General features: G+C 62.5%; 16 protein-coding genes. 11 read left to right on the forward strand and 5 right to left on the reverse strand.

The features are described from left to right. Window positions 1-43: 43 nt before the first annotated feature. The 5 genes from HHL24_RS23180 to HHL24_RS23200 form a co-directional block, all read right to left on the reverse strand. On the reverse strand, window positions 44-901 hold the full coding sequence (locus tag HHL24_RS23180) for a helix-turn-helix domain-containing protein (RefSeq protein WP_169487701.1): 858 nt from the start codon (window positions 899-901) through the stop codon (window positions 44-46). Between the two features lie 138 nt (window positions 902-1,039). Next, window positions 1,040-1,588, reverse strand: coding sequence for a carboxymuconolactone decarboxylase family protein (locus HHL24_RS23185; protein WP_169487702.1), 549 nt, complete (start codon window positions 1,586-1,588; stop codon window positions 1,040-1,042). Between the two features lie 293 nt (window positions 1,589-1,881). Continuing rightward, window positions 1,882-2,988, reverse strand: a complete 1,107-nt coding sequence (locus tag HHL24_RS23190) for a porin (protein ID WP_169487703.1) — start codon at window positions 2,986-2,988, stop codon at window positions 1,882-1,884. A gap of 87 nt (window positions 2,989-3,075) precedes the next feature. Next, window positions 3,076-4,404: a uracil-xanthine permease family protein gene (locus HHL24_RS23195; RefSeq protein WP_169487704.1), complete on the reverse strand. Its 1,329-nt coding sequence runs from the start codon at window positions 4,402-4,404 to the stop codon at window positions 3,076-3,078. Window positions 4,405-4,434: 30 nt separating this feature from the next. Beyond that, a complete protein-coding gene (locus tag HHL24_RS23200) occupies window positions 4,435-5,550 on the reverse strand; it encodes an aryl-sulfate sulfotransferase (protein ID WP_169487705.1) in 1,116 nt (371 codons plus the stop codon). 104 nt (window positions 5,551-5,654) lie between these two features. On the opposite strand from HHL24_RS23200, the gene HHL24_RS23205 reads away from it, so the two are divergent. The 11 genes from HHL24_RS23205 to HHL24_RS23255 all read left to right on the forward strand — a co-directional run bounded on the left by HHL24_RS23205 (window position 5,655) and on the right by HHL24_RS23255 (window position 16,903). After that, window positions 5,655-6,611 (forward strand): LysR family transcriptional regulator, encoded by a 957-nt coding sequence (locus HHL24_RS23205; protein ID WP_169487706.1) that lies wholly within the window; start codon window positions 5,655-5,657, stop codon window positions 6,609-6,611. 110 nt (window positions 6,612-6,721) lie between these two features. Continuing rightward, on the forward strand, window positions 6,722-7,180 hold the full coding sequence (locus HHL24_RS23210) for a GNAT family N-acetyltransferase (protein WP_169487707.1): 459 nt from the start codon (window positions 6,722-6,724) through the stop codon (window positions 7,178-7,180). A gap of 306 nt (window positions 7,181-7,486) precedes the next feature. Continuing rightward, window positions 7,487-7,888 (forward strand): DUF2946 domain-containing protein, encoded by a 402-nt coding sequence (locus HHL24_RS23215; RefSeq protein ID WP_169487708.1) that lies wholly within the window; start codon window positions 7,487-7,489, stop codon window positions 7,886-7,888. An 83-nt stretch (window positions 7,889-7,971) separates the two neighbouring features. Further along, complete coding sequence (locus HHL24_RS23220) at window positions 7,972-10,350, forward strand: TonB-dependent receptor (RefSeq protein ID WP_169487709.1); 2,379 nt, start codon at window positions 7,972-7,974, stop codon at window positions 10,348-10,350. Between the two features lie 131 nt (window positions 10,351-10,481). Then, entirely contained in the window at window positions 10,482-12,038 is a 1,557-nt protein-coding gene (locus HHL24_RS23225) for a PepSY-associated TM helix domain-containing protein (RefSeq protein WP_169487710.1), read from the forward strand. A gap of 36 nt (window positions 12,039-12,074) precedes the next feature. Then, the gene (locus tag HHL24_RS23230) at window positions 12,075-12,524 is read left to right on the forward strand and encodes a copper chaperone PCu(A)C (RefSeq protein WP_169487711.1); all 450 of its coding nucleotides are present in this window, start codon (window positions 12,075-12,077) and stop codon (window positions 12,522-12,524) included. 155 nt (window positions 12,525-12,679) lie between these two features. After that, window positions 12,680-12,943, forward strand: a complete 264-nt coding sequence (locus tag HHL24_RS23235) for a BufA1 family periplasmic bufferin-type metallophore (protein ID WP_169487712.1) — start codon at window positions 12,680-12,682, stop codon at window positions 12,941-12,943. 37 nt (window positions 12,944-12,980) lie between these two features. Then, window positions 12,981-13,877 carry an MNIO family bufferin maturase gene (gene bufB, locus HHL24_RS23240; protein WP_169487713.1) on the forward strand — a complete coding sequence of 299 codons (897 nt, stop codon included), beginning with the start codon at window positions 12,981-12,983 and terminating at the stop codon, window positions 13,875-13,877. Continuing rightward, the gene (locus HHL24_RS23245; RefSeq protein ID WP_169487714.1) at window positions 13,861-14,772 is read left to right on the forward strand and encodes an HvfC/BufC N-terminal domain-containing protein; all 912 of its coding nucleotides are present in this window, start codon (window positions 13,861-13,863) and stop codon (window positions 14,770-14,772) included. The genes bufB and HHL24_RS23245 overlap by 17 nt, the downstream gene beginning before the upstream one ends. A gap of 185 nt (window positions 14,773-14,957) precedes the next feature. Then, window positions 14,958-15,728 carry a DeoR/GlpR family DNA-binding transcription regulator gene (locus HHL24_RS23250; RefSeq protein ID WP_230417545.1) on the forward strand — a complete coding sequence of 257 codons (771 nt, stop codon included), beginning with the start codon at window positions 14,958-14,960 and terminating at the stop codon, window positions 15,726-15,728. Continuing rightward, window positions 15,725-16,903 (forward strand): MFS transporter, encoded by a 1,179-nt coding sequence (locus HHL24_RS23255; protein ID WP_169487716.1) that lies wholly within the window; start codon window positions 15,725-15,727, stop codon window positions 16,901-16,903. The genes HHL24_RS23250 and HHL24_RS23255 overlap by 4 nt, the downstream gene beginning before the upstream one ends. Window positions 16,904-16,946: the final 43 nt, after the last annotated feature.

Consider the following 16,946-nt stretch of genomic DNA (forward strand, 5'->3'; position numbering starts at 1 on the left):
ATTGATGAGAAAGCGGCGGTAGTGATTCGCCTGCCTCTGCCGCTCAGTGCTGTTGCGGGACCGCGTTGATCATCTCCAGATGACGCGCTTCTGTCTCGTCATCTGCGGGGAACATGCATTCGATACGCAGTTCCTGCGCAGCGACGGTTTGCGGCGTGCCCACGGTGGCGACCATTGAAAAGTAGTTCAGGACCTTGCCGTCCTTGACGAAACCGATGGGCACCACCGGCATCGCCGCTGCGGTGGACCCGGCTTCCAAGGTGCGCTGAGAAGACTTCACGTCAGCTTGCACGTCCGGATAAGCACGCAGCGCGGCAAGCAACTCATGCGTCTGATCGTCGACCAGGCGACCGACCGACTCCCGATAGACACGCTGAATAAGGCTATTCGCCACCGTTTGCCAATCGGCAACGAACGGACGCATCCCATCCGGATCGAAAATCAGATGCAGCATGTTGCGAGGCCCTTTGCGCGCAGCCATATCGATGAAGCAATTGAAAAAGCGCGGCGCGGATTCGTTGGTCATCAGTACGTTCCAGTAGCGGTCCATGACGAGCGCGGGAAACGGCTCGTGTTGCCGCAACATTCGCCCGAGCGCTTTGGTGACGCTCTGCATTTCCTGCGCGTTCCAGGCACTGTCGGCATACATCGGCGCGTAGCCTGCTGCCAGTAGCAGCGTGTTGCGTTCGCGCAGAGGAATGTCGAGCGTTTGAGCGATATCCATCAGCATCTGACGACTCGGCACGCTGCGTCCGCTTTCGATAAAACTGATGTGCCGCTGCGAGACACCCGCGTTGAACGACAAGTCCAGCTGGCTGATGCCGCGCACGTCTCTCCAGTGACGCAACAATGCGCCGAGCTCGTTCGGCGGCATCTTTCTTTCGGGATTTGCAGGATTCATCGGTCTCCTGTCCGCATGGTAGATAAGATTCAGTGAGCGATGGCGCCGGAGAATCGTGGATGTTCGGCGCCAACCGGTCGTTGGAACCGCGCCGGTCAGCATACTCCCTGGTGCTGACTGGATCTTTCCAGACGGGATCTACGCCTTCCAGACATAGTCCTGGAACGGCGCTTCCAGCGGGGGCTTAGTGATGTTGCCAGCGTAGTTCGTAATTGTGGACGCGGCCAGTACCGCCAAAACTTCGAGCACTTGATCCTGACGGAAGCCGGCCTCCAGAAACTGATTTACGTCCTTGTTATCCAGGTGTCCGCGCTTCTCGATCGCAGTTTTCGTCAGGGTCGACAGCGCTGCATGCTGGCGATCAGCAGGCGCCCGGCCATTGCGAATCGCTTCGACGTCGGCGGCTGAAAGTCCTTCTTTCAACGCGAGGGCCGTGTGAAACGCAACCGCCCATGTGCAGGAATTTGTCACTGCGTTAGTCAGCAACAGAGTCTGTATCTGCGCTTCCGTAAAAGTGCCTGCGTGAACTTTCTGGAAGATACCGATGAAGCCGCCGATCAGCACCGGCGATTCAGCCATGGCTCCCGCGATGTTGGGGATAAGGCCAAAGTTTTGCTGCAGTTGCCGAAGCACCGGCTTGGATTGCTCCGGCGCGGATTCAATCGTATGAATGTGAAACGTCGACATGGCGTGTCCTCGATCGTAGGCGCCGCTCGGGATGAGTTGCGCGATGACCGAAGATTAGGCGCGAGGGAGCGGCTCGCCAATTACCTCGGATGTAATAGGTTTGAGTCGTGCCACACTGCCATGGCTATGCGGCCTCTGCGAGTGCCTTTGGCGCGCGACTGGTCGCGCATGGACACATGCAGTAACACCGGCAGCGACAATTCCACGACGATAATGGGCTCGACGGTTTCATCACCTACGTCCGCTCTTCTTCCGAATCCCGAAGCAAGCGCAACATTCCGCGGCCCGCCCACTCAGAACAGATGGTGTATCCCGCTCAGAAACACAGTCTGCCTTCCACCTGACGCCGCGCCGATCCCAAGCGTATTCGCCACCGCCCCGCCACCCGCGGTCTCGAACATCAGGTCCGCGTAGACTTGCGTCGCTTTTGACAGCGAATACACGTTCGCCACGGTGAATTGCGTCCAGCGACGCCCGGCGAGTGTCGCGGACCACGCCCCCGCCGCGATTTCCTCCGCAGGCGTCAAGCGGACGTTGACGCCGCCGTCGAACGTGCGAAAGTGCTCGCTGTCGCCGTCCGACTGGATCCGCACATCCGTAGCGAGCGCATGCAGCGTCACACGTTCAAAGCGGTACGATCCGCCGATCCCCATATCGCGCACCTGTTGCGCGTTGAAGGTTGCGCCGGGCGCGAATGTCTGCCCTTCGAACGACGTCAGGCCGAGTCCGTTGGAAAGCGGCAGCAAACGGTCGTGGTATTCGGAATACACCGCCACCAGCTTGAGCGGCCCATTCGTATAGTTAGCGCCGAAACTGATAGTCCGCCCATTCGTATTACTGGCAGCCGAGCCGGGAAACCCATAGAGCGCGCCGAAACTCAGTCCACTGTAATTCGCGCTTTTCCATTTGACCGTGCTCGACAACTGCACCGGCAAGGTGCTTCCGAGGCCATCCAGATTGCCAGGGTGAAACGCAGAGAAGTCGCCCAGCAGTTGACCGGTCGAGACCGAGCCGAGCCAATCGAAATTCCAGTCGGTCTGACGGCCGAGCGTCACGGTGCCGAACATCGGATCGGACATCCCCACGTAGGCCTGGCGATTGAAAAAAGTACTGCTGCTGGCAGACGCACCGGTCGTCGTGACAAAGCCGCTTTCGAGCCTGAATACCACCGAACGGCCCGCGCCGATATCTTCGACACCCTGGAAGCCGAAGCGGTCGGCTTGAAGGGTGCCCTGCTCGGCGATGAAAGCCTGAGCGCCGTGCAGATTGCTCACGTAACCGAGGCCTGCGTCGAGACTGCCGTACAACGTGACACTACTCTGGGCGTTAGCGGCCGTAGAAACGACGAGCGCAGCCGAGCACGCGACTGAGGTCGCGTAAAAAGCGAATTTGGTTTTCATTGCGTGTGGGTTGAAGCGTTGGAAGAAGGACTGCAAGGGCGTGCGTTAAAAGTGCACTAAAAATGCGTTAGAAACTCAAGCTCGCGATCAGACTGTCTGGATCTTCTCCGCGGGCCCGAGGCGCCATGCGCCGAAAAACAGATTGACGACGATTGCGGTGAGCGTCCCCGCCGCCATGCCGTTGCCCAATACGATCTGCCAATAGCCGGGGAACGATGCATACACGTTGGGGACCAGAATCGGTAGCAAGCCCACAACAAGCGCCGCAGCGAGCGTGTATTGATTGCCACGTGCATGCAGGTCGAGCTTGCCGAGCAGGTTGACGCCCATCACACCGATCATCGCGAATACGATCAGCGCCGTGCCGCCTACCACCGGCGCGGGAATCGCGTAAGCGAAGCGTCCGAGCGGCGCAAACAGCGCGATGACCATCAACATCGCACCGGCCGTCGCGGTCACGAAACGCGAGCGCACGCCGGTGGTCTGCACCACGCCGATATTCTCCGCGCTCGTGATGATCAGCGACGTGCCCAGCAGCGAGCCGAGCAGCGACGCCACCGCATCGCCGCGAATGGTCCTCGGCACGTCGCGGCGCATGTCGATCTTCTTGCCGGTGATCTCGCCGACAGCAACCGTCTGACCCGTTGCCTCGGCCATCGAGATGACGCTGAAGATCAGCATCGGCAGCGCGGCAAGCACGTCGAAGCGAGGCATGCCGAAGGGCAGCAGCGTCGGTAGAGTGAAGAGCGGACCGGCCCACATGCCGCCTGCCGGCATCAGCCCGCTTGCCCAGCCTGCACACGTGCCGATCGCGAGGCCGATCAGCACGGCAAGCCGCCCCACCGTGCCCTTGAAGAGGCGCGCCACGGCCAGCGTGGCCACGATCGTGAGCAGCGCGAGACCAAGCGACTGCGGCCGCGCGAAACCGGGCGTTCCGGGCTGCCCGACAATGATGCCGGCGTAGATCTTGATGAGACTCACCGAGACGAGCAGCAGCATCGTTCCCACCACCACACGCGGAAAAAAACGCAGGCAGCGCGCGAATACCGGCAGCACGAGCCAGTAGAACAAGCTGGTGAGAATCGCCGCGCCCGCGGCGGTGCGCAGATCCGTCTGCGTGGCGATGACGGCGAACAGCATGGCGGGCGCGCCGCCCGGCACCATCACGAAGGGCAGCCGTGAACCGATCGCCCCCGCCCCGAGCGATTGCAGCAGTGTGCCGGCGCCGCAGGCAAAGAAGGTCGCACCGATCAGTTGCACGGTCATGCCCGATGAGAGCGACAACATCCGCGACACCAGAAAAACCGCGGTAACGGGCGAAGCCGCCATCGACAGGACATGCTGCAAGCCGAACAGCACGAGTTGCCACGCGGGCAAGCGCGCATCGACGCTATGTGTGGCTGGGTCAGGATTCACGTTACCCCCGGAAGATCGAAAACGCAGCGTTCAGGCGCGCAGCCACGGCAATTGCTCGCGGCTGTAACGGAAAGTCTGGAAGACGCTGTTCAACTGGCCGGGGCCGGTTTTGCGCGCCGCTTCGTCCGGGTACTCGCCGAACCAGGGAATCACGTATTCCCACACCACCTCGCCCGCGGGTGTCACTTCGAAGAGGCGGCCCGTTGCCGACTCGGTGATGTGCGTGTTGCCATTCGCGAGGCGCTGAGCGTTGCCCATGAAGGCGCTGTAGAACGCATTCACCATGTCGTCGGCGTACGACCACACCACTTCATTGTTCGTCGGATTGATCTCGAGCACGCGTGAGAAAGCCACGTGCGCGCCGCTGCGGAAATTGCCGTTGTCGAACGTGAGAATGTTGCCGTTGGCGAGCGCTACGGGTGCGTGCTGGTGCGACACCACGCTCGGCGGAATGTGCATCGTGACGCCGCCGGTTTTGCGGTCGACGGCGATGATGCCCGACGTGGTGCGCAGGCTCATCAGCACCTCGCCCTTCGCATTCACGCCGAGCCCGTTCACGAGCGGCCAGTGATACCGGCCGAAGCCGGACGCGATCGGAAAGTCCTCGGGCTTGAGGTGCTCCCACGCTTTCCATTCCCACACCAGTTCTCCCGCGCGATTCACTTCGCGGATCACGTCGGCGTACATGACTTCGTCGGGGCCGTGCGCCGTGCCGCCCGGCACGCGTTCGGCAAACCCCGCCGGCACCGGTGCGCACGCGGCGTAAAGCAGATTACCGTTGGCGAGCCACTGCGCGTCATGGTGATGCGCCGGATCTTCGTAGTGCCAGACCACCTCGCCTTCAGGCGTGACTTCGGAGAAATCGCCGCCATGCCACATCGACCACGGCGCGTAGCGGTTTTCCGATTTGGCATGGTTGCCGTTGTAGCCGAGATTGCCATTGGGAAGAATCACGGCGTGGCGTCCGGCCCGCACCGGCATCCTCCACTCGTGAACGACTGTGCCGTCGATATCGATGAGATAGACGTGGCCGGCCGCCGTTTGCGGCGCAATCAGCGTGTAGCCGCCGGCTGAAGCCTCGGGGTCGTGAGCGATGAGGCCGACGCCGCGGCGCCGCTGGGTAATTTGATCGACTGTCGTGGTCACGGTTCGCTCCGTTAAGATGATGAAGCGAAATCTAGGCTATCCGATCCGTCAATAAAATCTGATTATTCTTTACGGCCCGTATGGAAAAACCATACGGTTGATTTATGCGTCCAATATCGCAGACATTCCGCTGTTTCGACGAGGTGGTCAGGCGCGGTTCGATCCGCAAAGCGGCCGAATCGCTGCACCTGACCGCAGCCGCAGTGCATCAGCAAATCCTCAACCTGGAAGAGCAGGTCGGCTCGCCGCTCTTCGACCGTTTGCCGCGCGGCATGCAGCTCACCACAGCCGGCGAGATCATCATTGCCGCGGTGCGGCGCGGTCAGCGCGATTTCGATAACGCGATGACTCAGGTGGAAGACCTGCGCTCACTGCGCCGCGGGCATATCAACCTGGCGGTGTCGCCTTCGTCAGCCGAGCAGTTGGTGCCCGAGGCCATTCAGGCGGCCATGAAAAGTTATCCGGGCGTGACTTACAGCGTGCGCTCGGGCAACGGCGAGAGCATCCTCAAGTGGGTAGAGACCGGCGAAGCCGACATTGGCTACGGCCTGCGTCGCAAGCCGCCGCCTGGCGTCGTGGAAGTGCGCGCCTTCTCGCAGCACCTCGGGCTCGTCACGCCGCCTGGACATCCGCTGACGAAGCTCGGCAAGCGGCCCCGGCTGCGCGACTGTCTCGACTACCCGCTCATCCTCATGACACCGGATACGGAATTGCGGGCCATGGTGGATCAGATCGACCACCGGCAGCAGCGCAAGGCACGTCCGCTGGTGGAGACGAGTTCGGTTTCGATGGTCCGCCGGCTCGTTGCGGACGGTGTCGGTATCGGCTTCCTGATTGCGGAGAACGTCGCGGAGGACGTGACGCAGCGCAAGCTCGCGTGGACCCCGCTCGCCGATGCCGGCGCGAAGTCGTTCAGTTGCCTCTATCAACGCTCGGATCTGACCACGACCGTCGCGATGAGCATGTTTCTGCAGTTCCTCGGCCACGCGATCGAGACGACCGAGAGCCAGTTCCACGCTACGGCGCAATCGGGCCGCAAGCGTGCGCAGCGGGTTAAGTGAGGAATCCGGAGGCATTCGACTCAGTTCAACTCAGTTCGGCTCGGGTCGAGCTCTCAGGCACAGCGCTATACTTTTCCTTCCCTCATAGCGGCACGATCCACGACTCCACCATGGAACACCTCACCTTCCGGACCGCAGTATTCGCCGATCTTCCGGCCATCATCGACCTGTTGGCGGACGACAAGCTCGGCAGCCAGCGCGAAACTGTCAGCAACCCGCCGGACGAACGCTATGTTGCTGCGTTCAAGGCCATCGAAGCGGACTCGAATCAGCAGCTCGTCGTTGCGGTCGACGGAGAGATCGTGATCGGCACACTGCAACTCTCGTTCATACCCGGCATCGCTCGCCGCGGCGCATGGCGCGGGCAAATCGAAGCCGTTCGAATCGCCGCGGCGTATCGCAGTACGGGCATCGGCCAGCACATGTTCGAATGGGCGATCGCTGAGTGCAAATCACGCGGCTGCGCAATGGTGCAACTCACCACCGACAAGGGCCGCCCGGACGCGCACCGGTTCTATGAAAAACTCGGCTTCGTTGCGAGCCACGAGGGTTACAAGATCATTCTTTAGCGCCGCAGAGTTCGGTCGCATCCTCGGCGGAAAATCGCTCCACACACGCCTGCCTCACTCTCTCGACAGTAACGGACCAGCCTTCGCCCGCCGCCCGGCGAAACAGCCGCAGCGTGTGCGGATACCACGGCGAAGCGCGGGTCTGGAAAGCGCAACATGTACCACGCAGCTCACGGGAAACGGTCAAGCGGTAACGCCCGGAAATGAGCGGGTTTCGGGCTTCTAATCCAACGCTATAAACAGAATCACACGAGAAAAGACCGCGCGGTAGTGCTAGAATCGCCCGCGCCTTTACGCTCACCCAACATGACCCTAGGCTCCCGCAACCGCATGACCGCATGGCTTGGCCTGATCGCCATGTGGCTCGTCGTGTTCGCGCCGATCGTGAGTCAGATGGTGGTATCGAACCGCACGCACGAGCCCTTCGCGGCACTCTGTTCGGCGCTACAGCCGACCAACCAGAGCCTGGCGAGCCAGTCTACCCAAGCCAGCCCGCCGCCGGTCCATCTCAGCCACGACGACGCCTTCGCCGCTTGCGGCTATTGCCATCTGCTCCAACATCACGTCGCCATGCCGACCGTTGCGGCCGTCGATCCGCCGGCCGCGCTCGCGCTTGCCGGCACCGCGCCGCCCGCCCTCTCCACCCGCTTCACACCGCTCGGCGCGTTCCCGTCCGGACGCCCACGAGACCCACCCGCCGTTTCCTGATCGCTGTTGTTCCTGATCGCGCATCTCGTCGCACCCGTTGAGGGGGCGCGCGATCGCCTGTTCAATGCATCAAGGAAACGTTCATGTTCAACTTCGCTCTGCGAAGGCTGCCCTTTTGCGCCCGCCGCGGCGCCAGGCGCATTCCATCCGGCCGGCGGCCGCTGTCGTATTTTTCGGCGTATTTTCCAGCGTTAGTTCCGGCGTTCGTGCCGGCATTTATCGCCTCCCCGGCCCACGCGGAGAGCGCCCCCGCCGACGCCACCCTCCCCGCTGTCAGTGTCACCGCCAATGCCGTCGCCACCCCGCGCGCCGTCGATCCTAACTTGCCGGCCTCGGTTGAGACCGTGACTCGCGAACAGTTCGACAACTGGAACGTCGTCAACACCGAAGACGTCTTGAAGTACATGCCGAACCTCGCTGTGCGAAAGCGCTTTATCGGCGATCTGAATTCGATCATCGCCGTACGCGGTACCAGCAACACGCAGAGCGCGCGTGGTCTCGTCTACGCGGACGGCCTGCTGCTCAGCAATCTGCTCGGCAACAGTTATTCGTTTCCGCCACGCTGGTCGATGGTGTTTCCCGACGAGATCCAGCAGGTGGACGTGATCTACGGGCCGTTTTCGGCGCTCTATCCCGGCAATTCGCTGGGCGCAACGGTGCTCATCAGCACTCGCATGCCGAAGAAGTTTGAAGCGGACGCGGACGTCAAAGCCTTCACTCAGCACTTCAGCCTGTTCGGCGTGAATCAGAATTTCAACGGCAGCGAAGCGAGCGCGTCGATCGGCGACCGGATCGGCAAGTTCTCGTATTTGCTGGGCGTGAATCACCTGGAAAACACGAGCCAGCCGCTGCAATTCGCGACGCTCGCCAAGTCCAGCGTGCCCGCGAAAGCCGGCGACATGCCGGTTACCGGCGCGTACTTCTACAACAACCAGACCAATACGCCGACCGCGGTGCTCGGCGTCAACGGCGAAGGGATCGAACACACGGTGCAGGACCAGTTCAAGCTGAAGATGCAGTACGACTTCACGCCGACACTGCAGGCCGCCTTCACGCTAGGTTACTGGCACCAGACCTACAACAGCGAGACGTCGAGCTTCCTGCGCGACGCGAACGGCAACCCGGTATACAGCGGCAAGGTCGCGATCGGCGGCTACGAATACACCATTCCGGCGGCCGCCCTCGCCCCGAGTCTCGGCCACAGCGAGAACTGGCTATACGGCGTCACGCTGAAGACCCGCAACGCCACCGGCTGGAACGGCGAAGCGATCGCTTCGTACTACGACATCGGCAATAGCGTGGCGCGCACCGCGAACTCAGGTGCGCCGGGCAACGGCCCAGGCACGGTGATCTTCGGCGACGGCACCGGCTGGAAAACGCTCGATCTGCGCACCACGTACACGCCCGTCACGCCACAAGCGGGATTGACGAGCCACGCGCTGAGCTTCGGCTATCACTACGACAACTACTTCCTCGACAACGAGAGTTACAACACGCTGAACTGGCGCGACGGCGCGGCTACGTCATTTGCCAATGCGTTCGCCGGCAAGACGCAGACTCAGGCGCTGTACGCGCAGGACGCATGGCACTTTCTGCCGCGCTGGAAATTGGTCTACGGCGTGCGGTACGAAGACTGGCAAGCCTACGGCGGCTCGAACGCGCTGCCCGGCAAAGCCATTCCGTACAACGACGCGAATCAGCACCACTTCTCGCCGAAAGCCGCATTGTCGTTCGATGTCACCGACGATCTGAGCTTGCGCGCTTCCGTCGGCCGCGCCTATCGGTTTCCGACTGTGGGTGAGATGTTCCAGGGGCAAATCAACGGCTCGTCGATCATCAACAACAATCCGAATCTGAAGCCCGAAGACGATCTCTCGAAAGAGCTGACCGCCGAATGGGCGCACTGGAATGGCGTGTTCCGCTTCTCGCTGTTTCAGGACGATGTGAAGAACACGATCTTCAGCCAGACCGACACGACCGTGATTCCGAACGTGACCAACTTCCAGAATATCGGCAAGGTGCGCTCGCGTGGCGTCGAAACGAGTTACTCCGGTCAGGATGTGTTCGTACGCGGTCTCGATCTGCTGGCAAGCGTGGCGTACACGCAGTCGAAGATCATCGCGAATGCGCAGAACCCGGCGACCGTCGGCAAGTACTTCTATCGGATTCCGCTGTGGCGCGCCAATCTCGCCGCGACGTATCACATCGACGAACGCGCGGCGGTTACGCTCGCCGCGCGCTACTCCGGCCGCGAATACAACACGCTCACCAATACCGACACGAATCCCGACGTATTCGGCGGCACCAGTTCGTACACGGTGGCGGACGCGAAGTTCACGTTCAAGCCGACAAAACTGAGTGAAGTCGGCATCGGCGTGGACAACCTGTTCGATGCGCGCTATTTCGTCTATCACCCGTATCCGGGCCGCACGTTCTACGTCGAAGCGAAGCTGCGCATGTGAACACGTGATTGGCACGCGCAGATTGCGTTCGTCTGGTGCTCGCCGTGTAGTCGATGCACTCGCGAGTCGCAATCCAGCGCGTGCATCGCTGCGAAAACCGATCGACCCATTATTTGCTGCAGGAGGATGGAATGTCCACCACCACCGCTCAACGCACGACCACGGCAACAGGCACGGCGAGCGCCGGCTACCGGACGCTCTGGCGTTGGCACTTTTACGCAGGCCTCTTCGTGATGCCGTTTCTGGTGGTGCTTGCGATCACCGGCACGCTGTATTGCTTCCAGCCGCAAATCGAGCCACTGCTTTACCCGCATCGCCAGGTCGTCGAACCGCAAGCCACGCCCAGGCTGACTGAAGATGCATTGCTTGCCAAAGCGCGCGCGGCGATGCCGGCCAATGCGCGCGCGGTGACGGCCCCTATCGCGAGTGCACCGGACCGCAGCACCGAGTTCATCTTTCGTCTCGCCGACGGCGAAAAACAGAGTGTCTATCTGAACCCGTACAGCGGCGAAGTATTGGGCACGCTGAGCGTCGAGCGCCGCTTTATGCAGGTGGACCGCATGCTTCACCGCAAGCTGCTGCTCGGCAAACCAGGCGAGTTGCTGATGGAGCTGGCCGCGTGCTGGACGCTGGTGATGATCGGCACCGGCATCGCACTCTGGTGGCCACGCGAGAAAACCGCCGTACGCGCGGCGCTGATGCCACGTTTCTCTCTACAAGGACGCGCGCTTTGGAAGAACCTTCACGCCGTGATGGGCATCTGGCTCGCGCTCGGCGCGCTCGTATTCGTGCTCAGCGGTCTGCCGTGGACAGGTTCATGGGGTAAGCAGTTCAAGGCGCTCGCGACCGCCGCCAATCTCGGCGCGCCGCCGGGGTCGTGGGGCGGCTTGCCGTTGCGCTCTGTACTCCCAGGCGTGCGTGCCAGCGAACATGCGGGCATTGCGAATACAAGCACCGAGACGCAATCGGCACACGGCACCCACGCATCGAACGATGAGCACGAAGCGCACGCTAGCCACGATGAGCGCGGTGAACACGCTGAGCACAGCGCGCACGAAGCGAACATGGACTCGATGCCGGGCATGGTCATGGACGACCTGCCGTTGCCGCTCACACCCTGGGCCGTCGGCAACGTCCCCGTGCCGCAATCCGACGATGCGCACGCGACGCAGGCGCTGCCGCTCGGACGCATCGTCGCTCTCGTCGCATCGCTCGGTATCCCGAGCGGCTACAACATCGCGCTGCCCGCCTCCGCTACAGGCGTCTACACCGTCTCGTACTTTCCCGCCGACCCGAAAGACGAACGCACGCTGTACATCGACCAATACAGCGGCGCGGTGCTGAAAGATATCCGTTATGGCGACTACGGCGCGGTGTCGAAAGCAGTGTCGTATGGCACGTCGTTGCATATGGGCCGCTATTTCGGCGTCGCCAATCAGATTCTCTGCGCCGCGATTTCACTAGGGCTAGCGGGGATGGCCGTGACGGGTTGCGTGCTGTGGTGGAAGCGGCGGCCGCAGCGCTCGCTCGGCGCCCCCTCGCGCGAGCGCGCCGCGCCGCCGATGCGTGGCTGGAAAGCCGGCCTCGTTCTGCTCGGCATCGTCTTCCCGTTGATGGGCGCCACGCTGCTCGCGGTGTGGCTCGCCGACCGCACGATTTTTGGCCGCGCCACGCGGCAACCTGCTTAACGCTTCATTCCCGCTGTCAAAACCGAGGACCACGTCATGAAGACACCACGCAAACTTCTACTCACCGCCTTGCTGTGCGGATCATCCATTCAGGCCTTCGCGGGCGCAGCGACAACTGCGAGCATATCGGACTGCTGGATCCGCGCCTTGCCGGGCGATCTGCCGTCGGGCGGCTATTTCAAGGCCAGCAACACGGGTGACCAACCGCTCGATCTCGTCGGTGTCAGCGCCGATGCTTTCGGCATGGCCATGCTGCATCAGACGCAAAGCCAGGGCAGCACGTCGTCGATGGCGATGGTCGAACAGGTTGCGGTGCCCGCGCACGGCTCGCTCGTCTTTGCACCGGGTAACTATCACGTGATGCTGGAGCATCCGAAACAGCCGCTCAAGATCGGCACGACGATCCCGCTGACGTTCTCGTTCAGCGACGGCGAGAAAGTCACCGCCGCCTGCGCCGTGAAAAGCGCGAGTACGATGAGTCAGTAACATACCGGCCAGGCAATGTCGCGAGCTTAAAATCGGCTTACAAATGCTCCCGGCGCTGCGAATCAGGTGCGACGCACCGGCCCCGAGGCAGCCCATGGCGGAGCGACAGTTGAAGTGGTGCGGCGATCCATCGCCGCTTACTCAGGAGAAACAATATGAACTCGAAACTTAGCCGGCCGGCATTGATCGCCGCGGCCCTCGCAGGATTCGCGGCCACCGGCATCAGCGCAGCGCATGCTGACGAGAAGGTTCAGTGTTTTGGCATCGCCAAGGCCGGTCAGAACGACTGCGCGAGCAAGACCGGTGTGCATGACTGCGCCGGTGAGGCCAAAGTCGACAACGATAAAGGCGACTTCAAGACCGTCCCGAAAGGAACCTGCGAGAAGATGGGCGGCAAAATCGACGAACAGCATTCCTGATGCCAAAGCGGCGTTCCAGTGCCACGCGAGGCCTTTGATGCATCTCTTCGCCCCTTCTGCCGGCGCGCCGCCCGGCATCGGTATCGGCTTGCGTCATGCCCACTACCGCGACTTCCTCGACGCCACGCCGCCAGTCGACTGGGTCGAGGTGCACAGTGAAAACTATTTCGGCGACGGTGGCTTCGACCTGCACGTGCTCGACACCGTGCGACGCGACCTGCCCGTCAGTTTGCATGGGGTCGGTCTCGGCCTTGGCTCGGCGAAGCCACTCGACTTCGCTCACGTTGCGAAGCTCAAACGTCTGATCGAGCGGATCGAGCCGGCCGTTGTCTCTGAACATCTGTGCTGGGGCGCGACGTCAACCGGCCATCTGAACGATCTTTTGCCGATGCCCTTGACCGAGGCGGCGCTCGCGCTGCTCTCCTCGCGGGTCAGCGAATTGCAGGACGCGCTGGGCCGGCCGGTTCTGCTGGAAAACGTCTCCACCTACGTTCGATTCCGCGACGATCAGTACCGCGAGACGGCATTCCTTGCCGAACTCGCGTCCCGCACGGGTTGCGGCGTATTACTCGACGTGAACAACCTGTATGTGAATCAACGCAATCATGGAGAGGACGCCATTGCGGCCATGAACGCGCTGGCGATCGGCACGATTGGCGAGATTCATCTTGCGGGTCATCGCGTGACGGACATCGCCGTCATCGACGATCACGGCTCGCGTGTCGCCAACGAAGTCTGGGCGCTCTATGAATACGCACTACAGCGGTTCGGCACGATACCGGCGCTGATCGAGTGGGATACCGACATACCAGCGTTAAGCATCGTGCTCGATGAAGCCAGCCGCGCCCGTGATATTCAGAACACCGTTCACGCGAGGCGCGCGGCCCTCGCCTCTTCGACTCAACACGACGCCCGCGATGCTAACGCCGCTTGAGTCACTGCAGCGCATGTTTGCCGAATCGCTGGAGAGCGAACAGCGACCCGTGCTCTCGCGATTGCAATGCACGGCGCGCGAAGTCGATCACGCGCAAGCTCGCGCCGACAGCCCTACATGTGCCACTGGACAAACACCCTGCTCCACCGGCACCGGCACCGGCAACGGCACCGGCGACCGACTCACCGACAACCTGCGCCAGCGCCTCGACCTCTATTGCAGCAGCATTCGCGCCAATCGGCGGACGGCACTCGCGAGCGCCTATCCCGTCTTGCTGGCGCTGGTCGGCGCAGCCTACTTCGATGCGCTGTCAATGGCTTACACGCAAGCGCACCCGTCGCAGAGCGGCGACCTCAATCGCTTCGGCGCAGCGCTACCGGCTTTCATCGAAACCTATGAACCGGCACCCCGTTTCCGTTATTTCGCCGACCTCGCGCGTCTCGAATGGTCGCTGCATCTGGCCTACTTTGCCGCGGACGCTAACGTGCTGACGCAACCGGAATGGGCCGCCATCCGCCCCGAGGACCTGCTCGATGCGAAACTGGCCGTCCATCCCGCCTGCGCACTCATCTCGTCGCGCTATACGATCGCCGGGATCTGGACAGCGCATCAACCAGCGGGCTCTTTTCCGGCAGATATTGAGTCCCCGACCTATGCACTGGTTGTGAGGCCACTATGGCGGCCGCACATACTCATTCAATGTGCCGCCGCACATGCGGCTTTCGATGCGTTGCAGCGCGGAGCCACGCTCAATGAAGCGCTCGACTCGGCATTTGCGATCGATGTCGAATTCAATTTCACGTCGCAATGGCGCGCATGGATCGCGGCCTCGGCGATTACAGGCCTCCAGCCCGGTACGCAGAACGCCCCACCTACGCTTGCGCCAGCGCCTTGACGACCTGCCGACGCGGTCCATTCAGAAGAATTTCGACTGCATCGACAACCCAGCCGCCTGGGCGCCTTGCCGCCTCCCGCATTGCCACCGTTGCATAATCTGCTCGTTTGCGATACATTGTGCTCGATTATGATCGTTTTACAATCGAGCAGGGTGAAGTCATGCAACGAACGCGACAAGACGCAATGGACGGGCTTCTGCCCGAGGAACGGGAACGGCTGATTCTGGAACGGCTGCGAGCGCAGGGCCGCGTCCTGGCATCCGAACTCGCGGCTGAACTTCAGACCTCCGAACACACGGTGCGCCGTCACTTGCGCGAGCTGGCCGACCAGGGTCATTGCAAGCGCGTCTACGGCGGCGCCCTGCTGATCTCACCTGCTGGCGAAAGCGCCTCGGTTCGTATGCGCGAAGCCGTGGACCGAAAGGCCTGTCTCGCCGTCGTTGCTGCATCGATCGTCCGGCCAAAGCACGTCATTTTGCTGGACACCGGGTCGACCAACGTCGCCATCGCCGCGGCGCTGCCGGACAACGCGGATCTAACCGTCGTGACAAACTCGCCTGAGGCTTGCGCGCGCCTCCTGAACCGGCCGGGGTTCGACATCATTCTCATCGGCGGGCGCATCGCTCAGCACGCGGCCGGCTCGACCGGCGCCACGGCCTTGCTGCAGATCCAGCAGATCAAGGCCGATCTTTGCTTTCTGGGCGCGTGCGCGTTCGATCCAGACGAAGGCGTCGCCGCGTTCGACGCCGAAGAGGCCGAACTGAAACGGGCGATGGTAAAAGCAAGCAGCCAGGTCGCCATTGCCATGACGTCGGAAAAGCTGGTGACCGCTGCGCCGTTTTCCGTTGCGCCGGCGCGCGCCGTGGACTATCTGTTTGTCGAAGCGGATGTGACGGCCGAGCGGCGCGCCCTGCTCGAAACGGTCTGCGACAACGTCATGGTGGCGCGCTCATGAAAGCACTCGCCAAGCCGTTCGCTCAGCCAGGCACCAAGCCGCTCAAGGAGCGTGTGGCCACCCTCGGCGTGTTTCTCGCCAACGGATTCGGGATCGGCGCCTGGGCGGTCGAAGTGCCTCGCATCAAGGAAAGCCTGTCACTCAGCGACACCTCGTTGGGCATCGCGCTGTTCGCCTTCGCGCTGGGGGCCATCGTGGCGATGCCGCTGGCCGGACAGTTGGTGCCGCGCTTCGGCAGCGGCCGGCTTACCGCGCTGCTCGGCGCGGCGTTTGTCGTGGCGCTGCCGCTCCCCGCCTTCGCGCCGAACCTGGCGACGCTGTGCATCGTGCTCCTCGCGCTCGGTGCAGCGAACGGCGCGCTCGACGTCTTGATGAATGGCCACGCCAGCGCGATCGAAACGCAATGGAAGTCGCCGATCATGTCGTCGTTTCACGCGTCGTGGAGTGCGGGGGGCCTGCTCGGCGCAGCAACGGGCGGCATGCTGCAGAAAGGCGGCGTCGGCGTAATCGGCGGTCTCGTTCTGCCGGACCTGTTCATCGCCGGCCTCATTCTCGCCGCTGCAGTGCTCGCGTTGCGCGATCTCGGCCCCAGGGCGGCCGCGTCCTCCAGCGGATTTGCTTTGCCCAATGCCGGTGTGATGAAACTTGCGCTGCTCGCGTTCCTTTGCTTGCTGGTGGAAGGCTCAGTGGCCGATTGGAGCGCGGTGTACTTGCGCTCGGCCTTGAACGAAGAGGCCAGCGTCGCCGCGGTCGGTTATTCCGCGTTCGCTTTCTCGATGGCCGCCTGCCGCTTCGTCGGCGACGGCTTCGTGCGCCGCTTCGGTTCGGGCAAGGTGGTCGGCCTCGGCGGTCTTCTGGCGACGGCCGGGCTCGCGCTGGTACTGGGCCTGCCGACCGTGTTCACGGCTTTCGCGGGCTTCGCCATGGTCGGCGTCGGCCTCGCGAATATCGTCCCGGTCATCTTCAGTGCGGCGGGCCGCTCTTCCGTCACGCCGGCTATCGGTGTGTCGATGGCGGCCACGGCGGGCTATGCCGGCTTCCTGGTCGGCCCGCCGTTGATCGGATTCGGCGCGGGCCTGCTCGGCTTGCGCGTTGCGTTATGCGTACTCGTCGTGGCTACCTTGATCGTGTGCCTGCTGGGTGGCAAAGCGGTGCGCAGGGCGAGCGTTGGCTAGAACAGGCCCACGGCTCGACCTTGAACAGCACGCCCACCATCGG

The sequence above is a fragment of the Paraburkholderia polaris genome (genome assembly GCF_012927345.1).
GTDB classification, from domain to species: Bacteria; Pseudomonadota; Gammaproteobacteria; order Burkholderiales; family Burkholderiaceae; genus Paraburkholderia; species Paraburkholderia polaris.

Excerpts from the sequence above, each read along its gene's own strand:
- HHL24_RS23245 (WP_169487714.1), top strand. The coding sequence starts at position 13,861 with ATGCTAACGCCGCTTGAGTCACTGCAGCGCATGTTTGCCGAATCGCTG.
- HHL24_RS23225 (WP_169487710.1), top strand. The coding sequence starts at position 10,482 with ATGTCCACCACCACCGCTCAACGCACGACCACGGCAACAGGCACGGCG.
- HHL24_RS23205 (WP_169487706.1), top strand. The coding sequence starts at position 5,655 with ATGCGTCCAATATCGCAGACATTCCGCTGTTTCGACGAGGTGGTCAGG.
- HHL24_RS23180 (WP_169487701.1), bottom strand. The coding sequence starts at position 901 with ATGAATCCTGCAAATCCCGAAAGAAAGATGCCGCCGAACGAGCTCGGC.
- HHL24_RS23220 (WP_169487709.1), top strand. The coding sequence starts at position 7,972 with ATGTTCAACTTCGCTCTGCGAAGGCTGCCCTTTTGCGCCCGCCGCGGC.
- bufB (WP_169487713.1), top strand. The coding sequence starts at position 12,981 with ATGCATCTCTTCGCCCCTTCTGCCGGCGCGCCGCCCGGCATCGGTATC.
- HHL24_RS23250 (WP_230417545.1), top strand. The coding sequence starts at position 14,958 with ATGGACGGGCTTCTGCCCGAGGAACGGGAACGGCTGATTCTGGAACGG.
- HHL24_RS23185 (WP_169487702.1), bottom strand. The coding sequence starts at position 1,588 with ATGTCGACGTTTCACATTCATACGATTGAATCCGCGCCGGAGCAATCC.
- HHL24_RS23210 (WP_169487707.1), top strand. The coding sequence starts at position 6,722 with ATGGAACACCTCACCTTCCGGACCGCAGTATTCGCCGATCTTCCGGCC.
- HHL24_RS23215 (WP_169487708.1), top strand. The coding sequence starts at position 7,487 with ATGACCCTAGGCTCCCGCAACCGCATGACCGCATGGCTTGGCCTGATC.
- HHL24_RS23190 (WP_169487703.1), bottom strand. The coding sequence starts at position 2,988 with ATGAAAACCAAATTCGCTTTTTACGCGACCTCAGTCGCGTGCTCGGCT.
- HHL24_RS23230 (WP_169487711.1), top strand. The coding sequence starts at position 12,075 with ATGAAGACACCACGCAAACTTCTACTCACCGCCTTGCTGTGCGGATCA.
- HHL24_RS23235 (WP_169487712.1), top strand. The coding sequence starts at position 12,680 with ATGAACTCGAAACTTAGCCGGCCGGCATTGATCGCCGCGGCCCTCGCA.
- HHL24_RS23255 (WP_169487716.1), top strand. The coding sequence starts at position 15,725 with ATGAAAGCACTCGCCAAGCCGTTCGCTCAGCCAGGCACCAAGCCGCTC.